This window comes from Methanomassiliicoccales archaeon (assembly GCA_036504055.1).
Lineage (GTDB): Archaea > Thermoplasmatota > Thermoplasmata > Methanomassiliicoccales > UBA472 > DASXVU01.
On record DASXVU010000015.1, the window covers coordinates 1 to 18,534 of the forward strand.

18 protein-coding genes are annotated in these 18,534 nt (G+C 54.9%); 15 read left to right on the forward strand and 3 right to left on the reverse strand.

The window, feature by feature from the left end; genetic code table 11:
• A partial coding sequence (locus VGK23_03735) for a hypothetical protein (GenBank protein HEY3419642.1) occupies nucleotides 1–343 on the forward strand: 343 nt, incomplete at its 5' end.
• Between the two features lie 348 nt (nucleotides 344–691).
• Entirely contained in the window at nucleotides 692–4,015 is a 3,324-nt protein-coding gene (locus VGK23_03740) for an MMPL family transporter (GenBank protein ID HEY3419643.1), read from the forward strand.
• A 147-nt stretch (nucleotides 4,016–4,162) separates the two neighbouring features.
• Here the strand turns inward: VGK23_03740 and VGK23_03745 are convergent, their stop codons facing one another.
• Nucleotides 4,163–4,720, reverse strand: coding sequence for a UbiX family flavin prenyltransferase (locus VGK23_03745; protein HEY3419644.1), 558 nt, complete (start codon nucleotides 4,718–4,720; stop codon nucleotides 4,163–4,165).
• A gap of 160 nt (nucleotides 4,721–4,880) precedes the next feature.
• Here VGK23_03745 and VGK23_03750 point away from each other — a divergent pair, with 160 nt between their 5' ends.
• The 6 genes from VGK23_03750 to VGK23_03775 all read left to right on the forward strand — a co-directional run bounded on the left by VGK23_03750 (nucleotide 4,881) and on the right by VGK23_03775 (nucleotide 7,047).
• Nucleotides 4,881–5,309, forward strand: coding sequence for a 30S ribosomal protein S19e (locus tag VGK23_03750; GenBank protein HEY3419645.1), 429 nt, complete (start codon nucleotides 4,881–4,883; stop codon nucleotides 5,307–5,309).
• A gap of 12 nt (nucleotides 5,310–5,321) precedes the next feature.
• The gene (locus tag VGK23_03755) at nucleotides 5,322–5,651 is read left to right on the forward strand and encodes a DNA-binding protein (protein HEY3419646.1); all 330 of its coding nucleotides are present in this window, start codon (nucleotides 5,322–5,324) and stop codon (nucleotides 5,649–5,651) included.
• A 1-nt stretch (nucleotide 5,652) separates the two neighbouring features.
• The gene (locus tag VGK23_03760) at nucleotides 5,653–5,808 is read left to right on the forward strand and encodes a 50S ribosomal protein L39e (GenBank protein ID HEY3419647.1); all 156 of its coding nucleotides are present in this window, start codon (nucleotides 5,653–5,655) and stop codon (nucleotides 5,806–5,808) included.
• A 7-nt stretch (nucleotides 5,809–5,815) separates the two neighbouring features.
• Complete coding sequence (locus tag VGK23_03765) at nucleotides 5,816–6,088, forward strand: 50S ribosomal protein L31e (protein ID HEY3419648.1); 273 nt, start codon at nucleotides 5,816–5,818, stop codon at nucleotides 6,086–6,088.
• A 13-nt stretch (nucleotides 6,089–6,101) separates the two neighbouring features.
• The gene (locus VGK23_03770; protein HEY3419649.1) at nucleotides 6,102–6,761 is read left to right on the forward strand and encodes a translation initiation factor IF-6; all 660 of its coding nucleotides are present in this window, start codon (nucleotides 6,102–6,104) and stop codon (nucleotides 6,759–6,761) included.
• Between the two features lie 85 nt (nucleotides 6,762–6,846).
• Nucleotides 6,847–7,047 (forward strand): hypothetical protein, encoded by a 201-nt coding sequence (locus VGK23_03775; protein HEY3419650.1) that lies wholly within the window; start codon nucleotides 6,847–6,849, stop codon nucleotides 7,045–7,047.
• A gap of 73 nt (nucleotides 7,048–7,120) precedes the next feature.
• Here the strand turns inward: VGK23_03775 and VGK23_03780 are convergent, their stop codons facing one another.
• Together VGK23_03780 and VGK23_03785 are read right to left on the reverse strand one after the other, a co-directional pair.
• Complete coding sequence (locus VGK23_03780) at nucleotides 7,121–7,756, reverse strand: MBL fold metallo-hydrolase (protein HEY3419651.1); 636 nt, start codon at nucleotides 7,754–7,756, stop codon at nucleotides 7,121–7,123.
• Between the two features lie 10 nt (nucleotides 7,757–7,766).
• The gene (locus tag VGK23_03785; protein ID HEY3419652.1) at nucleotides 7,767–8,678 is read right to left on the reverse strand and encodes a hypothetical protein; all 912 of its coding nucleotides are present in this window, start codon (nucleotides 8,676–8,678) and stop codon (nucleotides 7,767–7,769) included.
• 175 nt (nucleotides 8,679–8,853) lie between these two features.
• Here VGK23_03785 and VGK23_03790 point away from each other — a divergent pair, with 175 nt between their 5' ends.
• The 7 genes from VGK23_03790 to VGK23_03820 all read left to right on the forward strand — a co-directional run bounded on the left by VGK23_03790 (nucleotide 8,854) and on the right by VGK23_03820 (nucleotide 18,528).
• Entirely contained in the window at nucleotides 8,854–10,008 is a 1,155-nt protein-coding gene (locus tag VGK23_03790) for a DUF373 family protein (protein HEY3419653.1), read from the forward strand.
• A 10-nt stretch (nucleotides 10,009–10,018) separates the two neighbouring features.
• Complete coding sequence (locus VGK23_03795) at nucleotides 10,019–10,684, forward strand: 6-hydroxymethylpterin diphosphokinase MptE-like protein (protein ID HEY3419654.1); 666 nt, start codon at nucleotides 10,019–10,021, stop codon at nucleotides 10,682–10,684.
• Between the two features lie 478 nt (nucleotides 10,685–11,162).
• The gene (locus VGK23_03800; GenBank protein ID HEY3419655.1) at nucleotides 11,163–13,661 is read left to right on the forward strand and encodes an ABC transporter substrate-binding protein; all 2,499 of its coding nucleotides are present in this window, start codon (nucleotides 11,163–11,165) and stop codon (nucleotides 13,659–13,661) included.
• Nucleotides 13,662–13,879: 218 nt separating this feature from the next.
• On the forward strand, nucleotides 13,880–14,896 hold the full coding sequence (locus VGK23_03805; GenBank protein ID HEY3419656.1) for an ABC transporter permease: 1,017 nt from the start codon (nucleotides 13,880–13,882) through the stop codon (nucleotides 14,894–14,896).
• A gap of 5 nt (nucleotides 14,897–14,901) precedes the next feature.
• Nucleotides 14,902–15,894 (forward strand): ABC transporter permease, encoded by a 993-nt coding sequence (locus tag VGK23_03810; protein ID HEY3419657.1) that lies wholly within the window; start codon nucleotides 14,902–14,904, stop codon nucleotides 15,892–15,894.
• 4 nt (nucleotides 15,895–15,898) lie between these two features.
• Entirely contained in the window at nucleotides 15,899–17,431 is a 1,533-nt protein-coding gene (locus tag VGK23_03815; GenBank protein ID HEY3419658.1) for an ABC transporter ATP-binding protein, read from the forward strand.
• Nucleotides 17,431–18,528, forward strand: coding sequence for an oligopeptide/dipeptide ABC transporter ATP-binding protein (locus VGK23_03820; protein ID HEY3419659.1), 1,098 nt, complete (start codon nucleotides 17,431–17,433; stop codon nucleotides 18,526–18,528). Before VGK23_03815 ends, VGK23_03820 begins: the two co-directional genes overlap by 1 nt.
• Nucleotides 18,529–18,534 lie beyond the last annotated feature (6 nt).

The following is an 18,534-nucleotide window of genomic DNA, read 5'->3' on the forward strand; positions in this document are numbered from 1 at the left end:
CCTGAGAAACAAGGTCATTCCTTCCCAGCCTTCCCATGCCGATGAGCCATATCAGTTAATGAATGATAACTTTGAGAACTTGGATCCCATGATCGCTTCGGTCTTTGAGCGTGTAAATGCAATAATGGCGACAAAGAGGGAAATGAGGACCGACCTTTTTCAGCGAATCATGCTCGGAGTCCAATCGACAATAATCATAACGGTACCTTCAGCCATCCTCGGGCTCATCTATCCCTCAAATTATCCTCCTTATGCCAAGATTCCGACAATGATTGTACTGGCCATCGTCGTCGCATCATTGCTGATAGTGTATAGGGGATCCATAGTGAAGAAGTATCGATGAAATCGGATCCAAACGGCTCGAATAATGAACAATCCAAATGGGCAACCGCATTGAACATGTTGATTGCGATCCGGTCCACCTCTGGACTTGGGTCTGCTTTCTTGTTCTCCCTGCTGACCTATTCTTAGAGAATCCGTCAGATCGAGCACTCTCCGACGTTCAAATGGTTGGATGCGAGCGACGGATATCCCGTCATTCAATTCCTGGACTACAGCTTCGATTGACACATAAGGCCAGAATCAGGTCGAGTCTGTGTATGTGGTGAAAAGACAAGCCAATCACCGTTGCGAAACCTTCAACTCACCATAGCGTGTTGGCCTGACCGGTTATCGGCTAAGGAGGCGGTGATTGGCCAGTATTTTTGGCAGGATGGGCAGGGCGGTCACCCGTCACCATCGCAAGATCATCGTCATCTGGGTCCTCATCTTCCTGGCCTTGATATGGTTCGCGCCCCTGGCCAGCCAGGCGGTCGTGTATGAGGACAATTCCGGCAGCGGCCGGGAGTCCCTGGAATCGTCCCTGGCGGAGAAATGGATCGAGGAGCGCTTCGGCCAGGTGACCGACCAAGGCTCTGTGGTCGTTGTCCTGGCCGCTCCCACTGTCACCAACGGGAACGTGCGCAATGCCGTCATCGCCATGGAACGGTCGCTGGAAGGAATGGCGCTCATATCATCGGACGGTTCGAACGTCAGCGTTCGGGTGACCTCGATATTCTCCTTGGCAGAGATCTATGCGGAGGCCTATCTGACCCAGATATATGACGGCTATCCCTCGGCATACGGTCTGGCAAACGATACCAGGTACACGGTCTTCGGAATTCCGTTGTCCTTCTGGTCGCTCTACAACGACACCGTGGACATACAAACGGTCGAATTCGGCATACCTGCGTCATACCTCGTCAATTGGAATATGGCGAATGCAACGTCACCCTCAGCATCCACCGGCTGGAAGGATGGCAATGCCTACAATGCGACCGTGGTGTCCGTCGACGGCATTCTCGCCAATTCGACCACCATGGACCCGAACGAACGTCAAGCGGCGAGCACTTTCCTCGGCGCCTTTGCTGCGGCATGGAACGCCACCGCACACGACACTGGCATGGTCTCATCACCCTCGAAGAGAAGCGAGTCCGCAATGGACAACGGCTTTGCCGCATGGATGCACACGGATGCGTTCCTAAGGCTGCCCTTACAGGAACGTTCCTTGTCTGTCTCCGTCAAAGCCAATTTCACACTGGACAATTTTGGGGAGATGCCTCTCACCGACCGTTTTGTGGAGGTGCAGTTCGAGAAGGAACTGGAACAGATGATTTCTTCCTGGTCGCAGCCCCAGAAGGAGCTGGCGCGGGGGTACTTCGCGCTCTTCTACACCGGATGGAGCTCATTCCATTCCGCTCCGGACACCGAACAGTTCCGTTCGCTGGTGACCAGTGACGTGAAGGTCACCGCCAGGCAGCTTCCAGCCGATCTAGGCGGAATGATGGTCTCCCTATACAACACGCTGGGCTGGGAGGGGTGGCAGGACAGCTCATCCCTGACCGCTTTCACCACCGACCTGGTGGCGGAAAGGGCCGGCTCCCGGCCGTGGGTGGTCCGCGAGGTCATTTCCTATGGCGATGACCCGGGACCGCGGATCGCTTCGCTCGCTCAAACGATGGTGAGGAACAGCACCCTGGACGATTTTCCGATCCTTCTCGCCCCGGCGCTGGTCAGAGAGTTCGTGGACGTGCCGGCCAATGATACGATGCTGCTTTCGCTGACCTTGACGGACGAGAACGGCATTTCGGTCAGCGGAATGCCGTACGTCGCAGCCTTAAGGGATCTGGTCTCGCAGGGAACGAACGGGACCGGCATCACCGCCTATGTCACCGGCACCGATGCCATAAGCTCAGACATCCGTACTTCTATGGACCAGGACCTGGCCCGGATCGATCCGGTCACGATATTGCTGGTGATAGTGCTCATCGGCATCTTCTTCCGCTCGTTCGTTTCGTCATCGATACCGCCCATGGTCATCGGGATGGCACTGGGCATATCGTTCTCAGCCGTCTACTTCATCGGCACCTACGTTCTGGCGGTGAACTACAACGTCCTGACGTTGCTGATCACCTCGATGCTCGGGGCGGGTTGCGACTACTGCATCTTCATACTGTCCCGTTACCGGGAGGAAAGATCGAGGGGCGAGGACAAAGTAAAGGCGATCGAAACGTCGGTCACCTGGGCCGGGGAGGCCATAGCCATCAGCGGAGCCACCGTCATCATCGGTTTCGGCATGCTATCCGTGGGCCGTCTGGACGTCCTCAGGTCGATGGGTACTCTGGCCATCGGGATCGCGGTGGCCTTGCTGATGTCGCTCACTCTTCTGCCGGCCATCATCATGCAGCTGGGGGATTCAGTCTTCTGGCCCTCCAAGATCGGCAGCATAAGGGTCGTGAGATCGTCGCATGGGTACTTCACCAGGAGCGCCCGGTTCTCCATCCGGCATGCCAGGGCGATCGTCATCGCCGCTCTGCTGATATCGGTCCCGGCCACCTATGTGGTCTTGACATTGAACACCAGCTACGATTACATCAGCTCCATGCCCGATTCTCAATCGAAGCAGGGCCTGGGCGTTCTGGCCGACGGGTTCGGCGGGGGCAAGGTGATCCCCACCTATCTGGGGGTCGGGCTAAGCGGTAAGATATTCAATTCCACCGGAGGTTACGACATCGCAGGGTTGGATGCGGTGGAGAACCTCTCCGGCGAACTGGCATCTCTGCCGAACGTGATGTCCGTGATCGGCCCCACCAGACCGTATGGGGAGACGATCGACTACCGGCACGTTTCCGGCAACGCCTCCCTTGAAGCAATCCTGAACGACCAATACATGCGGACGATGGTCGGATCAGATGACCGGAGCGTCCTGCTGACGGTGACGTTCGTGGACGGACCCTTCTCAAGCGCCTCCGTCGACAGTATCGGATCGATGAGGCAGATCGGGGAACGGATCGATTCTGCCAGTCCGGAGATCGACGGGATCCATGTCTCAGGCGGGACGGCCTCAACTTTCGACGTATCGGTCATGACCCAGCAGGACTTCGGCTGGATCGCGGTGCTGGTGATCGCCGGCATATTCCTGGTCCTCATGTTCGTGCTTCGTTCGGTCATCAGTCCGCTGCGTTCATTGGTCACTATACTGGTGAGCATCGCTTGGACCTTGTCGGTGACCATGCTGCTGTTCCAGTATCTGATGGGGGCGTCGGTCATATGGATCGTTCCGATGGTCCTGCTGGTAGTGTGTCTCGGCCTCGGTCTGGATTACGATATTCTTCTGACCACCAGGGTCCGGGAGGAAACGATCCGGGGCCGGTCCAACAACGACGCCATCGTCGAATCGGTCGAAAAGACCGGCGGGATCATCACCGCCTGCGGATTCATAATGGCCTCCGCCTTCGGCACGATGATGCTCTCCCAGGGGATGCTGCTGAGGGAGTTCGGGTTCGCCCTGATGTTCGCCATCCTGCTGGATTCGTTCATCGTCCGCATTTTCCTGGTCCCGGCGGTCATGTCCCTGTTGGGAAGGTGGAACTGGTATGCGCCCGCACGGTTGAAGCCCCTGACAAATTTCCGGACCGAGCCTACCGAAGGGAAGGAAACCTCGGACGGCCCAACCGATCAGGCCCTAAGAAAGTGATTTAGAGCATGGTCAACAGAGCTGAGAATTCGGTCTTCACACACAAAGCGTGATACAATGAGATGAAATTCATGTCATCATATTGCTATGGACGATGTAACAGGCAGGTCACTGGTACCATGAGATCGTGTGCTTCTTGAGAGCTAGCTACTGGGGCTTGCCTTCGTTCCAGCGATGGAACAGGGAATTCTCCTGACCCAGTTGATCCAGTATCTTCCCGACGACGAAGTCGATCATCTCCGCCACCGTAGTCGGCTTGCTGTAGAAACCGGGCGATGCCGGCAGGATTATCGCTCCCGCTCTCGCCAGTTTAAGTTCGTTCTCGATCATGATCGCGCTGACCGGCGTCTCCCTGGGGACGATTATCAGCCTTCTTCCTTCCTTCATGGTGACCGCCGCGGCCCGGGTGATCAGCGTGTCCGCGATCCCGGACGCGATCTTCCCCATGGTCGACTCGGAGCAGGGGCAGATTACCATGCCGTCATGCTTGTAGCTGCCCGAGGCGATCGGCGCGAAAAGGTCGTCATCGCTGTAGACCACGGTGGCCTTGCGTTCCACGTCATAGATCTTCTCTTGGGTCTCCTCGACCAGCACCCGTTTGCCCATCTCCGACAGCACGAGGACCTTCTCTCCCTCGATGCATTCAAGTAGCCTGAGCCCATAGGCGATGCCCGACGCCCCGGTCACGGCGATGACATATCTCACGGTGCTCCAAAGGGATTCGACCGTATTTTATCCTATGCGGTGATGGGATGATGGCCATACATCCAGACCGTGGGAAAGACTTTTTATATAACCACCTTGTTAGAGGCGAACGGCGCAGTCTAGGCCATCGAGCCAATGCTCGCCAAAGAAGGTAGAAAAAATGGTAACGGTATATGACGTACCTTCCGACAAGCTGATCGAGAAGACAGCAACCAAGCTCAAGGAGATCAACACGATCGCGCCTCCTGAGTGGGCTGACTTCGTTAAGACCGGAAGGCATACTGAAAAGGCGCCCTTGCAAGTTGATTGGTGGTACACTAGAGCAGCATCCGTCCTAAGAAAGGTCTACATCAAGGGACCGATCGGGACTTCAAGATTATCCGCCGAGTACGGCGGGTTTGCTGACCGTGGCTCCCGACCAAACCATGCAGTGAAGGGCAGCAGGTCTATTGCCAGGAAATGCCTGATGCAGCTGGAAACCTCCGGTCTTATCCAGAAGGACAAGAACAACGGAAGGGTCGTGTCTGCTAAGGGACAAGCGCTGCTGGACAGCGTGGCCAAGGAAGTGGCTGACAGTATCAAGCAGTGAGGGGTGACATCGATGGAAGACGCTGAACTCGAGGAGCTACGCCGGCGAAAGATGGCAGAGTTGCAGAGACAGCGTGACCAGCAGGCGGCGGTACAGGATCAACAGAAGCAGGTCGACGAGCAAAAGGCGGCGATCATGCGGCAGATCCTTACCCCAGAGGCCAGGGACAGGCTCGCAACGGTAAAGATGGCCTATCCCGACGTCGCTAGAGCTGTGGAAGATCAGCTCATACGTCTGGTCCAGGCGGGACAGATAAACCGCCAGATCGATGAACCGACTCTAAAATCGATACTGAGAAAGGTAGCCCCCCAAAAAAGGGATATCACTATTGAGAGGGTTTGAAATGTCACACAGTAAACCGTGCGCAATGAAGATTAGGCTCATGAAGAAGCTGAACCAGAACAGGAGGGTTCCTGCCTGGGTCATGCTTCGAACGAACAGGACTTTCCTCCGGCACCCGAAGCGCAGGTCTTGGAGATACAGCAAGATAAAGGAGTAGGGACAACATGGCAGAAGAGAGCGAGAAAGAAGTTGTCTTCACTATCCCGTTGAGGAAGATGAAGATCGTTCCCTACACACAGAGGGCCAACCGTGCCATCATTGAGATCAGGACATACATAATGAGGCACATGAAGACCGATGAGAGCAACGTCTGGATCGACACAAAGGTCAACGAAGCGATCTGGAACCGGAGCATCCAAAAACCACCGTCGAAGATCATGGTCAAGGCGGTCAAGTTCGAGGATGGGCTGGTAGAGGTCTCTCTCCCGGAACAGTGAAGCTCGGAAATTCATGTTAAACCTGTCGAGCTACAACGGAAACCAATACGTTGGCGTATTTTCCTGCGCCAACGAGAACATTTCTTTAATACCGGTCGACTCGTCCGAGACCCTTGTCAATGACATGGAGACCGCGCTACAGGTCAAGTGCATTAAGACGAACATAGCCAGCACCAACCTGATCGGAGCGCTCGTGGCGATGAACTCCTACGGAGCCATCGTAGCGTCCATGGCCTCCGACGCGGAGCTCGAAATGCTGTCCAAGCATCTGACCGTCTTTCGGTTGGATGACCGCTACAACGCCGCCGGCAACAACATCCTGGTCAACGACAAGGGCGCTTTGATCAACCCGGAGATCGACCCGGCGCTGTACTCGGCGATAGCAGAGACGCTCCAGGTAGAGGTCGTTCCCGGCACCGTCGCCGGTCAGAACATCGTCGGTTCGATGTGCTGTGCCACGAACAAGGGCATGCTGTGCCACCCTGAATCCACGAAGGCGGAGTTCGAGGTGCTGCAGTCGGTCCTTAAGGTCAAGCCGGCCATCGGTACGTTGAACTACGGTTCGGGAATGGTGGGCGCCTGCATCGTCGCGAACTCGAAAGGGGGCGCGGTCGGATTCAGGAGCACGCCGATCGAACTGGGCCGGGTCGAAGACGCGCTGGGCATCTATTGAGATCGTCCCAGGTAATAATTTTTATTTTTCCAATAATATTTCGTTCTGGGATGATTTGATATCTCATCAATGGAATCGCTCCATCATGAAGGGACAAAAAGACGGTATCGAAAAGGTTGTGGGGTTGATATTCGTCGGCGGCCTATCTGCCCTCCTAGGTTATGCGATGGCACCACATGATGTAGGTATGGCGAACACCCTCGCGGTGGATCTGTACCTCTCGGCCTTCTTCATGCTGGTAGGTGCGGGGCTGATCGTCCTGGGCGTTAAGAAACTGATAGATTAGGTCACGACCGAGGCCCAAACGCTCGAACAGCGGATCGGATCGTTTGCATATCCAGCTTCAACCGGTCTCTGCATCAAGGAGAGAATATCCAGTATGCTGTCTCCGTCGGAAGCTCGTCCGGCATGAACTCGATCTCGTTCCCCACACGTACCACCTTTTCCTCCGGCAATCCCTCGAGGAACTCGTCGATGGTATGGATGGACATTGACAGACCGCCGATGCGGAAATGCATCGGAACCGCCACCTTCGGCTTTAAGATCCCTATGAGCTCCTGCGCCTGTTTCCCGTCGATGGTGAACACTCCGCCAACAGGCAGGAACAGGACGTCGATCGGCTGGAGGGCGGCGATCGTCTCTTGATCGAGCATATGGCCCAGATCGCCCAGATGACAGAATACGACGCCGTTCAGGGTGAAACGGAAGATATTGATCTTACCCCGTTTGGCACCGTTGCTATCGTCGTGGAATGCTGGGACTCCCAATATGTCGACTCCTTTCTCGGTCCGGTGTCCCGACTCCCTGACGCATTTGAAATCGCCCCTCACGATGCGTGCGCAATTGTGATCGAAATGCTCATGGCTGATGAGGACTACATCCGCCTTTACCACCGGCGGTTTGACCCCTAGGGATTTCCCGTCATGGGGATCGGTGACGACCGTTACTCCATTTCTCACTTCAAAACATGAATGACCGTGCCAGGTGACCCTCATTTTCTCGCCTTCACTCGCTCCGGAACTCTGCGCCACAATCGGGGCAGGTCTTGTCCGTCACCTTTACCATCTCATGACATTTTGGACAGATAAGAACTTCTCTGCTGGGTTTGACCTCCGGTGCCGGGGTTTCTGCGAAGGCCATCTTGGCCGGAGATTTCGGAACCAAAAGACCTACCGCTCCGATGACCACCATCATCGAGGAGAGCGTGACCATGGCCCAACCTCCTCCCCTGCCCATGGTGCTATCGCCGAACATGATGGCTACCAGGTACGATATGGCGCCGAGAGCGAGAACGGCAGCGAGCGCTACCCTCCGCATGGGTTTATTCGCCGGAGTGAACACCTTGGGCACCGGTCTCACCACCCGCCTTACGACCTTCCTTTCCTTCACCGGTTTCGGCTCTGGAACCGGTTCGGTCTTTGTCTCAGGCATTGGTTCTGATGCAGGTGTGACCGTGATTGGTAGAGGTTCTGGAATGATTATCTTTTCCGGTGCCGGAGCGGCTATGACGGGCTCTGGAACCGGCTCTGGCTGTCGGATCTCCAGAGGGGTCTCTTTGACCACTGGCTCGGACACTTCTTCCGGAGACTCAGGCGGTGCGACGACCGGAGCAGGCACGCTTTTGACCGGTTCCGTCATCCTCACGTAATAATCGTTATCGTTCCTTTCCTGTTCTCTAGCCTTTGCGGGTGTGTTTATCTTGTCCCTTTTCACTATGGTGGACTCAATCCGCTTGGAAACGTCCTCGTCTACCAGGACCCGCTCGTCGCTATCTCCCATTTTTTCTAGTGCCTGGATATTGTCGTCCCAATCTTCGCCTGCGATGAACCTGAGTCCACAGAAATCGCATTGAAGAGCTGACGGTTTGTTTCTAAGACCGCAGCGGGGGCATTCCTTATATCCGGCCTTTCTATCCATTTGTCGTTACATTCCCTTCCTTATTATATTTGTTTTGCATCACATTCCGCACAGTGATAATCCAGATGTTCTGACTGGCGTGGAAAGATATAAGGACGCCAGCGTTCTTCGATCCTACCATTGGTGAACGCTTGACAAAACCTTCATATAGCGAACACCTGGATGGAGCGGATAGATGAAGATACTGGTCCTCAGTGTGGACAGAGACGACGATTTTGGGGTCAAGGCGGGCATGAACAGTCCGTTCGTCGGCCGAGAGGAGAACCTCGAGGCGGCCCTCGCACTGGGTCTGAAGGATCCAGAGGACTGCGACGTAAATACCGTTCTCGCCGCGCTCAGCATTTACGATGATATGGCAAAGAAGGGCATGGACGTGGAGGTCGCCACCATCTGCGGCGACCCGAAGGTCGGCTTCGAATCCGACCTGGCCTTGGCCACCCAGTTAGACAATGTCCTGGGGACGATCAAGCCGGACAGGGTTATTTTGGTCAGTGACGGGGCGGAGGACGAGTTCATCTATCCAATGGTCTTCTCCCGGGTCAAAGTGGACTCGGTCCGACGCGTCTGGGTGAAACAGGCCCCTACCGTCGAAGGAACCTATTACATCCTGCTCAAGATGATGCAGGACGACAAGGTGCGCAAACGAGTGCTGACCCCGATAGGATTGGTCCTAACAGTGCTCGGCATCTTCGCCCTGTTACCGAAGTTGGTCGAACTGTACATGGACCCTACCATGATCAGCCTCATATCGGACATGGCCTTCGGTTCCATCGCCCTGGTCCTGGGCGTCTACATGATCGTCTACGCCTACAAGGTCGCCGATCGAGTGGCATCCTGGTACACGAGCACGGGTCGCGCCATCCGGTCCGGCAGCCAGATGATCCCATTCGCCATACTTACCATAGCCCTGGTGTTCATCGGTCTGTTCTTCGGCGTCGAGGCGGCCAACGCCAACCCGGACATCGACATCGTGCAGAAGATCCTCCTGTTCGCCAACGCCACGCTATGGATGTGGGCATTCGCGATATTCTCGTTCGAGACGGGACGGTTCGTCAATTATTATCTGTCATCGGGGAAGGTCTACTGGGCCTATCTGGTCATATCGGTCACGGTGTTCGCCATCAGCTTCATCGTGCAGGGCTCGCTGGACGCCTCCCTGTTCTTCCTGGGCTATTCCCACCTTAACCAGAACATCATCTTCCTGGAGATCCTCTCAGGATTCCTGCTCATGGGTTTCAGCGGTCTGATCAATACCAACCTGAAGACGACCTTGAGCGAGGCCATCAATAAGGACGAAGATCCGGAAAAGAGCCGTTATCCGGAAGCATGAGGTGTCAAGGATGGAGTTCAGGGACTGGGAACCGGTCTATGAACGGATCCTCGAGGATTTCGGTTATTCCAGGCAAGATGATGAGAGGGCGGCAAGGGAACTGGCCTCTTTAGCCATGGATGCTCCTCAGTGCGACGATGTATGCCTGACCGGGATGTTCGGAAATTGCGCCAGTGTTGTTGCCGGCCCGCCTCTCTCCGGGGGGAATCTTGCCGACCTTCTAAAGGGAACGGTCCTATCGGTCGGGACAGGGACCGCGCTACTATTGGATGAGGGCAAGGTGCCCGATTTTGTGGTGACGGACTTGGATGGAGATGTCGTTTCCGACCTCATGGCGAATTCCAGGGGAGCAGTGATGGTGGTCCACGCCCACGGGGATAACATCCCCGCCATGAAGAGTTTTGTCCCGAACATCAAGGGTCGAGTGGTGCTTACCACCCAGTCCGAACCGTTCGCCTCGGTGAGGGACTTTGGGGGATTCACGGACGGAGACAGAGCGGTGGCCTTGGCCGTGCACTTCGGAACCCGCAACCTGAGGCTCATAGGGTTCGATCTCCACAATCCCAGACCTAAGGCGGGTTCATCGATTGAAACCAAGGCCAAGAAACTGAGATGGGCGGAGCGGATCATCGAACAGATGGTCATGAAGAACGGCTTGATCTTGGAATATCTTTGATCGGTCAATGCCGACGTAAATGTTTTCCCCTATGGAAAATGTCGGTGCAAATGAGGCATCTTCGCTATTCATGCCGACATGCATCCTTTCCACTCAATGCAATTTCATTAATTTCATTCGTCACAAGTGGAGTATATAATGCTTGTTAAGATCGACTGGTCACGCATTTGTCCTAAAATCGATATATTTTCGAAAACCCGCCATCCAAATAAATCTATGTCCGGGTCAACAAATCCGACACTTTGTTCATTAATTGAAATTTATTAGTGCAATGTGTCGTTATTTTTTTTGATAATCATAACCATTGTCGTTTAAATATGGTTGCAAAATCGTTCGATGCATATTTGAGATACTGGATAACCAAAAATACTATGATTTAAAACAGATAAGCTATTTATAGCTTCAACTCTAATATGAAAAGTCAATCTCCCGATTTTTTGCTAAAAGGGAGAAAGGAGGAAAGCATATGGAAGGTTCAATGGATAGACCCCTCCCGGAAGACAAGGTGTCAAAACGCGGAAGCCGCAAGAAATTGTATGCCATAATTGTGGTAGCAGTTCTCGTCGTGGCAGGCATTTTGGCTGCTTTGGCACTTTCGAGTGGGAGTGCGAAGGCCCCTACGGTAGCGATCGGAGCCAATACCGGATCCGTCGCTCTAGGCGGGGCAGTGACATATAATGCGAATGGAAGCAGCAGTAGCGACGGATCCATCAACAATTATACTTGGTATTTTGGTGATGGGGCGGTCGCGTACACAACAGCCCCAACTGTTACTCACACATATCAACTACCTGGTAACTACCTAGCTGTTCTCGTTGCTAAGACCGACAAAGGTGCATCTGCAGGGACCTGGGCATCACCGGCCTCGGTGAAAGTGACATTACAGCAGCCTGCGACTGGCGGCAACACAACCGCCCCCAGCCCATTGATCGCCGTGAGCAGCGACGTTATTGCCTCCGGAGGCAAGGAGATCACTGTTGACGGTAACGGATCGGCCGCATGGGACATGTCCTATTCGGCGACAGGCTGGAACTATACCACGGACCCTCCGCACAGGGGAGTGTGGTCTTCAGGCTTATCTCAGGATGCAATAAAGACACTCACCTGGACTTTCTCCGATAGGTCTCCCTCCAAGAGCGGCAACGTATCGGTAGCCGGTACGTTCAACAAGACCTTCTCTGGCGCTGGAACTGTCCAGTACATCACCCTTAAGGTGACCAGTATCCACGACATCGAGCAGAGCGCCGTGAAGACCATCATCGTACAGGCGGCAAACAGCGGCACTGGAAGCAAGGTCAAGAATCCGGACACGTTCGTAATGGCCACCGCCGGTGACCCGGAATCGTTCGATCCGGCCTATGACTATGAGACGGCAGGCGGAGAGGTGATCCAGAACGTCTATGAGACGCTGGTTTGGTTCAACGGATCCAGCCCCAATGATCTGGTCCCGATGCTCGCCAAGGAAGTGCCGACATACGCGAACGGCCTCATATCGGCGGACGGGAAGAACTATACCTACAATATCCGCCCGAACGTCATGTTCCACGACGGAACGATAATGGACGCGAACGATGTCAAGTACTCTATCTCTAGGGTGCTACTATCGAATAACTACTACAGCGCCGCGTGGATGTTGGGCAACAACCTTCTGCCGCTGTATCAGCAATCTCATTATGCCACGTCACCACAGGACATATCCAATGATGGTGTGGTAATAACCCAGGCAATGCTCGACAATACGATGACCGTGTCGAACAACTCGATGACGATCACGTTCCATCTGGTCGCCCCATACCCAGCATTCAACAAGGTCATGGCGTTCACGGTGGCGTCGGTCGTGTCTGATTCGTTCGTCCAAGCCCACGGCGGAAGCCCGACCCTCGGAAGGAACAACTACATGGACGACCACGAGGCCGGAACCGGAGCGTTCAAACTAGGTTCATGGGAAAAGGGACAGTCTGTCAACCTCGAAAGGTTCGACAACTACTGGCGGACCCCGGCAAAGCTGCAGTTCGTCCACATCGTGAAGTTCGACATATTCGCCACCAGGCTGATGATGCTCCAGACGGGAGACGCGGACTGCATATATGTCCCGAGGGACAGCCAGCTGGCAGTGAAAGGCAACCCGGATTACCGGATCGGAAGCGGCAACCTGACGTTCAACATGGACTTCCTCGGTCTGAACGAAAAGATCAATCCGAGCAACACGGTGCCATACGGGAATGTCCCGACCGACTTCTTCAAGGACGTCAATATAAGGCGCGCATTTGCCAACGTGTTCAATTATACGTCATACATTGACAACGTGATGAAGGGAACTGGATTCACGCCGAACGGACCGATCCCGAAGGGAATGCAGGAATATGACGCCTCGATCCCGGTCTATTCATTCGACCTGAACAAGGCGGCCACGTTCCTGAAGGCGGCCATCAATCCGGCGACCGGCCATTCATGGGCTGACGACGGATTCGATCTGAAGCTGTACTTCAACCAGGGCAATGACGACCGTGAAAAGGCATGCCTCAACATGAAGGCAGGTCTGGAAGCCTTGACCTCTCAGCACCTTGTCAACGGCGCAATAACCGTTGAGGTGCAGGGTCTGGACTGGTCGACTGCTTACCTGCCAGCGCAGAGAGCAGGACAGCTGGCCACGTTCTTCCTGGGATGGGCACCAGACTATTCGGACGCGGATGACTATGTCCTGCCGTTCCTGCACAGCACATTGGGAACATATCCGACCACCATCGGGCTGGCGAACACGACCCTCGACGCGATGATCATACAGGCCGGTTCGGAAACGAACACGACACTGAGGGCCGAGCTGTACCACAATATCTCGATGTCCGCCTACGATAACGCGTACTACATCTGGACTAGCCAGGCGTACAACTTCCACGTAGAACGGAGCTGGGTGCACGGATACTACTTCAACGCGTTGTTCTCACAACTGTACTATTATCCGATGTACAAGGCGTGAGTCCGAGCAGTAAACTATTTAAACCTTTTCAATTTTTTTTATTTTATATATAATGAATATTTTATACAATTATATGTGCTAGACAAATTATAAACTGGCCACCGGTCAATATCAAGGACAATCCTGGTAGAAATTAAATCGTTACTTAATATACTCAATCAGCCAAAGTCTTTATATTAATTTTACATTCTTTATAGGCGTTGCGTGGTGAATGAAGGATGAGGATGAGAACATTTGTTGCGAGAAGATTGCTTCTTTTGATTCCCGTTCTGATCGGCGTCACGATTCTAGTCTTTACCCTGACACGTTTCGGTGACCCTACTGCGGCATACCAAACGAACAGGATGACCCCAGCGGATGTCGAGAAGCTCCGGGATTCATTCCATCTGCATGACGACATAGTCACGCAATATTTCTATTGGCTGGAACCGCTGTTGAAGGGGGATTGGGGCTATTCAAAATCAGCCGGAGCTCCCGTCAGTAGTGCTATTGTCAATTATTTCCCTGCAACATTCGAGCTGACCATGGTCAGCATGGCCTTGGCGGTGGTGATAGGCATCGCCTTGGGGACCGTATCGGCGGTGAGGAAGGACAAGCCGGTGGACCACATCTCTCGTATCGTGGCATTATCGGGGGTGTCGCTGCCAATATTCTGGCTCGGCCTTATACTGCAATTCATATTCTATCTGAATTTAGGGTGGCTGCCTGTTGGCGGCAGATACGATGCTGTCGCTTACTCCACGTCTTCCCTTTCCTCTCACTCTGGATTTCTCTTCTACGACACACTGGCCAGCGGACAGTTCGATTTCTTCTTGAACGTCTGTATCCATGCGATCCTGCCGGCGTTGACGCTGGCCTTTGGGACGATCGCCATCCTGTCTAGGATCATGAGATCGAGCATGCTCGAAGTGCTGGGGCAGGATTACATAAAGACCGCTCGTTCGAAAGGATTACCGGAAAAGGTGGTGATCAAGAAACATGCGAGAAGGAACGCCCTCGTGCCCACCACCACCGTCACCGGACTTGCGTTTGGTGGTTTGCTCGGAGGCGCCGTGCTTACCGAGACCATCTACGGTTGGCCTGGTATGGGACAGTGGTCGACCAAGGCGATCGCTTCGAACGAAACTTCTTCGATATTGGCATTCACGATCATAATCGCCTTCATCTACGTTCTCTCAAATCTGGTCGTCGACATACTTTACGCATATCTTGACCCGCGGGTCAGGCTGGAGTGATTCAGATGGCCGAGAACGATCGGATCGGGCTGAACGACAGGATAGGAAAATCGATCCAAGGACTGAAGAAAGCTATGAGGCCCCGGGTCAGGGAGTTCCGCCAGTCGATGTTCATGTTCAGGCGGAGCCCGCTGGCCATGGTAGGTCTCGGTATCATACTGGCCATAATACTGATGGCCGTCTTCGCCCCGGTGCTGGCTCCGCCCTACAATGAGAGGGATCCGCTCACCATGCCGATGACCGGCTTCGATCCGGCACCGCCAGGAATACCAGGGCATCCTTTGGGATTGGGAAAGAACGGGGTCGACCTCTATTACGGGATCGTATGGGGGGCCAGGACCTCTGTCTATACGGCCTTGTTCGTTGTGGGCGTAGCTGCGATCATCGGAGTGGTCCTCGGTGCCGTTGCCGGATATTACGGTGGCAGGGTCGACGAAGTGCTGATGAGGATAACCGACGTCTTCCTTTCCATACCCGGTCTGATCCTGACAATGGCCGTGGTGGCGGTGTTGAGCCATTCGAGTATCACGTATCAAGAAAGTCTGAACAATATCATGCTCTCATTGATCATCACTTGGTGGCCTTCCTACGCCCGGTTGATTCGTGGCCAGGTCCTCTCGATCAAGGAGAGCACTTACGTGGAGGCGGCGAGGGCGATCGGGGCCAAGAAGAACCGCATCCTGTTCCGGCATGTGGTGCCGAACTCGCTTTCTCCGATGTTCGTCGCTGCCACCATGGACATGGGAACGGTGGTCCTGGTGGCCGCCGCATTGAGCTTCATCGGTTTCGGTCCGCCCAGCGGCACCGCCGAATGGGGGAAGATGGTCGCCGATGGTCAAAGCTTCTTCATCGGTCAGCCAGTCCTATACAATGGAGAAGTGATCCACCCATGGTGGGTGGCGACATTCCCCGGTATTGCCATCTTCCTGTTCGTTATCGGATTCAATCTGCTGGGTGACGGGCTTCGGGACATCATGGATCCCAGGTTGAGGAGGTGAGCTCATGCCGAACGACGAGATGCTGTTGCAGATAGAGGACCTACGAGTCCATTTCCATACCAGGTCCGGTGTCGTCCAGGCCTTGGACGGGATCACATTCGGGATAAAGAAGGGGGAGACCTTCGGGTTGGTGGGCGAGACCGGCTGCGGCAAGAGCGTCACCGCCAACACCGTTCTCCGACTGATCCCGTCGCCTCCAGGAAAGATAGAGAGCGGGAAGATATTCTTCCTTCGGCCATCGGCCACTCCGGAAAGGAAGGAGGCCATGGAACAAGAAGTGAAAGATTATGTTTCCGGACATCCGGGCCTTCCTGAGGACGACCCGCACCTCGCCAGGTTGAAGCAGGACATCATCGAGACCGAGAGAAGGATCGAACTGAACTCGAAGATCAGGGGACTGCGGGAATCCGGCAAGACCGATTCCGATCCGGAACTGGGCGTGTTGGTCAAGGAGCTCCAGGAACTGGACTCGCGTTACGATATCCTTCAAAGAAGCATCGGCTTCATGCAGAAGATCCGGGGCAAGAACATTTCCATGATCTTCCAGGAGCCGATGAGCGCCCTCAACCCGGTGTTCACGGCCGGCGAGCAGATCTATGAGATCATCCTGCAGCACGAGAAGATAAGCCTAAACGAAATAGCGATCGAGAAACTGAACGAGGAGATCGCCCATATCAAGTCGTTCAAGAGGGCCAAAAAGGTCAGGACGGAGAAGGGCGAATACGAATGCTCCAATTGCAGGGCCATCGTGACCGATGAGAGCGTCCGTTGCCCTCAATGCGATTCCAGCTTCGTCAGCAGACCATTCCGGCACCTGACCAGGATGAAGATGGGATTCCAGGTCAAGACGTTCAAGAGATACATCAAGGATCCCAACGACCTGTCCGTCCGGATCATTTCCCGGACGCCGATCCTAAGGAGGATCCAGAAACCGATAAAGGCGGAGGCGGTGGACCGGGCGGAGAGGATGCTGAGGCTGGTCCGCATCCCGGACCCTGACCACGTGATAAATTCATTCCCGTTCGAACTGTCCGGGGGAATGCAGCAGAGGGTGATGATCGCAATGGCATTGGCGTGCAAGCCACAACTGCTGATCGCCGATGAGCCGACGACCGCTCTGGACGTTACGATCCAGGCCCAGATCCTGAGGCTGATGAAAGAGCTCCAGGAGGAGACGGGCACTTCCATCCTTCTGATAACCCACAACCTAGGTGTGGTATCGGAGACCTGCGATCGGGTCGGGGTGATGTATGCCGGTACGATGGCAGAGATCGCCGGTAAAATGGACCTTTTCAAGGAACCCCTCCATCCTTACACCCAAGGGCTGCTGAATTCCATCCCCAAGGTAAATGCGGACATCAAACGCCTGGAGACCATCGAGGGCAGCGTCCCGAACCTGATCACACCCCCGGCTGGCTGCCGTTTCAATCCCCGTTGCCCGTACGCCATGGAGAAATGCCGCAGCGTGAAGCCTTACCTGCAAGAGGTTAGGGCAGGCCACTTCGTGGCGTGCCATCTATATGGAGGCGGGGATTGATGGACGACGATATCCTGATAGAGGCCAGGCATCTCAAGAAGTATTTCCCGATCCGCGGCGGTCTGCTGAACAAGCAGTTAGCCAGCGTGAAGGCGGTCGATGATGTGAACATCCTGCTGAAGAGGGGTGAGACAGTAGGACTGGTCGGCGAGAGCGGGTGCGGAAAGACCACAACCGGAAGGTGCATGCTCCTGTTGACCAAGCCGACCGGCGGCCACGTCTATTACAAGATGCCGGCCAATGACAGGACGCGCCTCCTCGAGCTGGAAGAGGCCACTTCCGGAATGCCCACCGGTGAAGGGCGGAAGAGGAAGAAGAACCTGTCCGCCGAACAGGTCGAGCTCGAAGCGATAAATGCGAAGTACGCCCTGGACAAGAAGGATCCCGAGACCCTGAGAAGGATAAGAAAGGAGATGCAGATCGTCTTCCAGGACCCATACTCATCATTGGACCCCAGGATGCTGGTGAAGGACCTGGTGGCGGAACCTCTGGTCGTACACGGCGTCGCCAAGGGGGATGAGGCCACGGAAATCGCGAAACAGCTGATGGAGGCAGTTGGCCTGAACCCCGACCACCTGTTCCGGTATCCGCACGAGTTCAGCGGAGGCCAGAGGCAGAGGATCGGCGTCGCCCGGGCCTTGGCCCTGAACCCCGACCTGGTGGTCCTGGACGAGCCGACATCGGCCCTGGACGTTTCCGTCCAGGCTCAGATCCTGAACATGCTGAACGATCTCCAGACAAAGTTCAACCTGACCTTCCTGTTCATCTCACACGATCTGAGCTCGATACGTTATATGTGCGACCGGGTGAACGTCATGTACCTGGGCAAGGTGGTGGAGTCGGCGAGCAAGGATGCGCTGTTCAACCATCCGCTGCATCCGTACACGGAGGCACTGCTCTCGGTCATACCGGTGCCGGACCCGGAGGTCGTAAGGAACAAGATAGTCCTTTCGGGCGATGTCCCAAGCCCGGCGAACCCTCCATCGGGATGCAGGTTCCATACCCGTTGCCGGTACCGGGAGGGGATATGCGAAGAGATGGAGCCGCAGCTGATCGATAAGGGCGGCGGGCACTTCGTGGCCTGCCACTTCCGTTGAGGCGGT

Bases quoted from the DNA above. Each gene is read 5' to 3' on its own strand.
- VGK23_03815 (HEY3419658.1), top strand. From the start codon at position 15,899: ATGCCGAACGACGAGATGCTGTTGCAGATAGAGGACCTACGAGTCCAT.
- VGK23_03780 (HEY3419651.1), bottom strand. From the start codon at position 7,756: ATGAGGGTCACCTGGCACGGTCATTCATGTTTTGAAGTGAGAAATGGA.
- VGK23_03765 (HEY3419648.1), top strand. From the start codon at position 5,816: ATGGCAGAAGAGAGCGAGAAAGAAGTTGTCTTCACTATCCCGTTGAGG.
- VGK23_03755 (HEY3419646.1), top strand. From the start codon at position 5,322: ATGGAAGACGCTGAACTCGAGGAGCTACGCCGGCGAAAGATGGCAGAG.
- VGK23_03770 (HEY3419649.1), top strand. From the start codon at position 6,102: ATGTTAAACCTGTCGAGCTACAACGGAAACCAATACGTTGGCGTATTT.
- VGK23_03760 (HEY3419647.1), top strand. From the start codon at position 5,653: ATGTCACACAGTAAACCGTGCGCAATGAAGATTAGGCTCATGAAGAAG.
- VGK23_03820 (HEY3419659.1), top strand. From the start codon at position 17,431: ATGGACGACGATATCCTGATAGAGGCCAGGCATCTCAAGAAGTATTTC.
- VGK23_03785 (HEY3419652.1), bottom strand. From the start codon at position 8,678: ATGGATAGAAAGGCCGGATATAAGGAATGCCCCCGCTGCGGTCTTAGA.
- VGK23_03810 (HEY3419657.1), top strand. From the start codon at position 14,902: ATGGCCGAGAACGATCGGATCGGGCTGAACGACAGGATAGGAAAATCG.
- VGK23_03790 (HEY3419653.1), top strand. From the start codon at position 8,854: ATGAAGATACTGGTCCTCAGTGTGGACAGAGACGACGATTTTGGGGTC.
- VGK23_03775 (HEY3419650.1), top strand. From the start codon at position 6,847: ATGAAGGGACAAAAAGACGGTATCGAAAAGGTTGTGGGGTTGATATTC.
- VGK23_03795 (HEY3419654.1), top strand. From the start codon at position 10,019: ATGGAGTTCAGGGACTGGGAACCGGTCTATGAACGGATCCTCGAGGAT.
- VGK23_03800 (HEY3419655.1), top strand. From the start codon at position 11,163: ATGGATAGACCCCTCCCGGAAGACAAGGTGTCAAAACGCGGAAGCCGC.
- VGK23_03805 (HEY3419656.1), top strand. From the start codon at position 13,880: ATGAGGATGAGAACATTTGTTGCGAGAAGATTGCTTCTTTTGATTCCC.
- VGK23_03750 (HEY3419645.1), top strand. From the start codon at position 4,881: ATGGTAACGGTATATGACGTACCTTCCGACAAGCTGATCGAGAAGACA.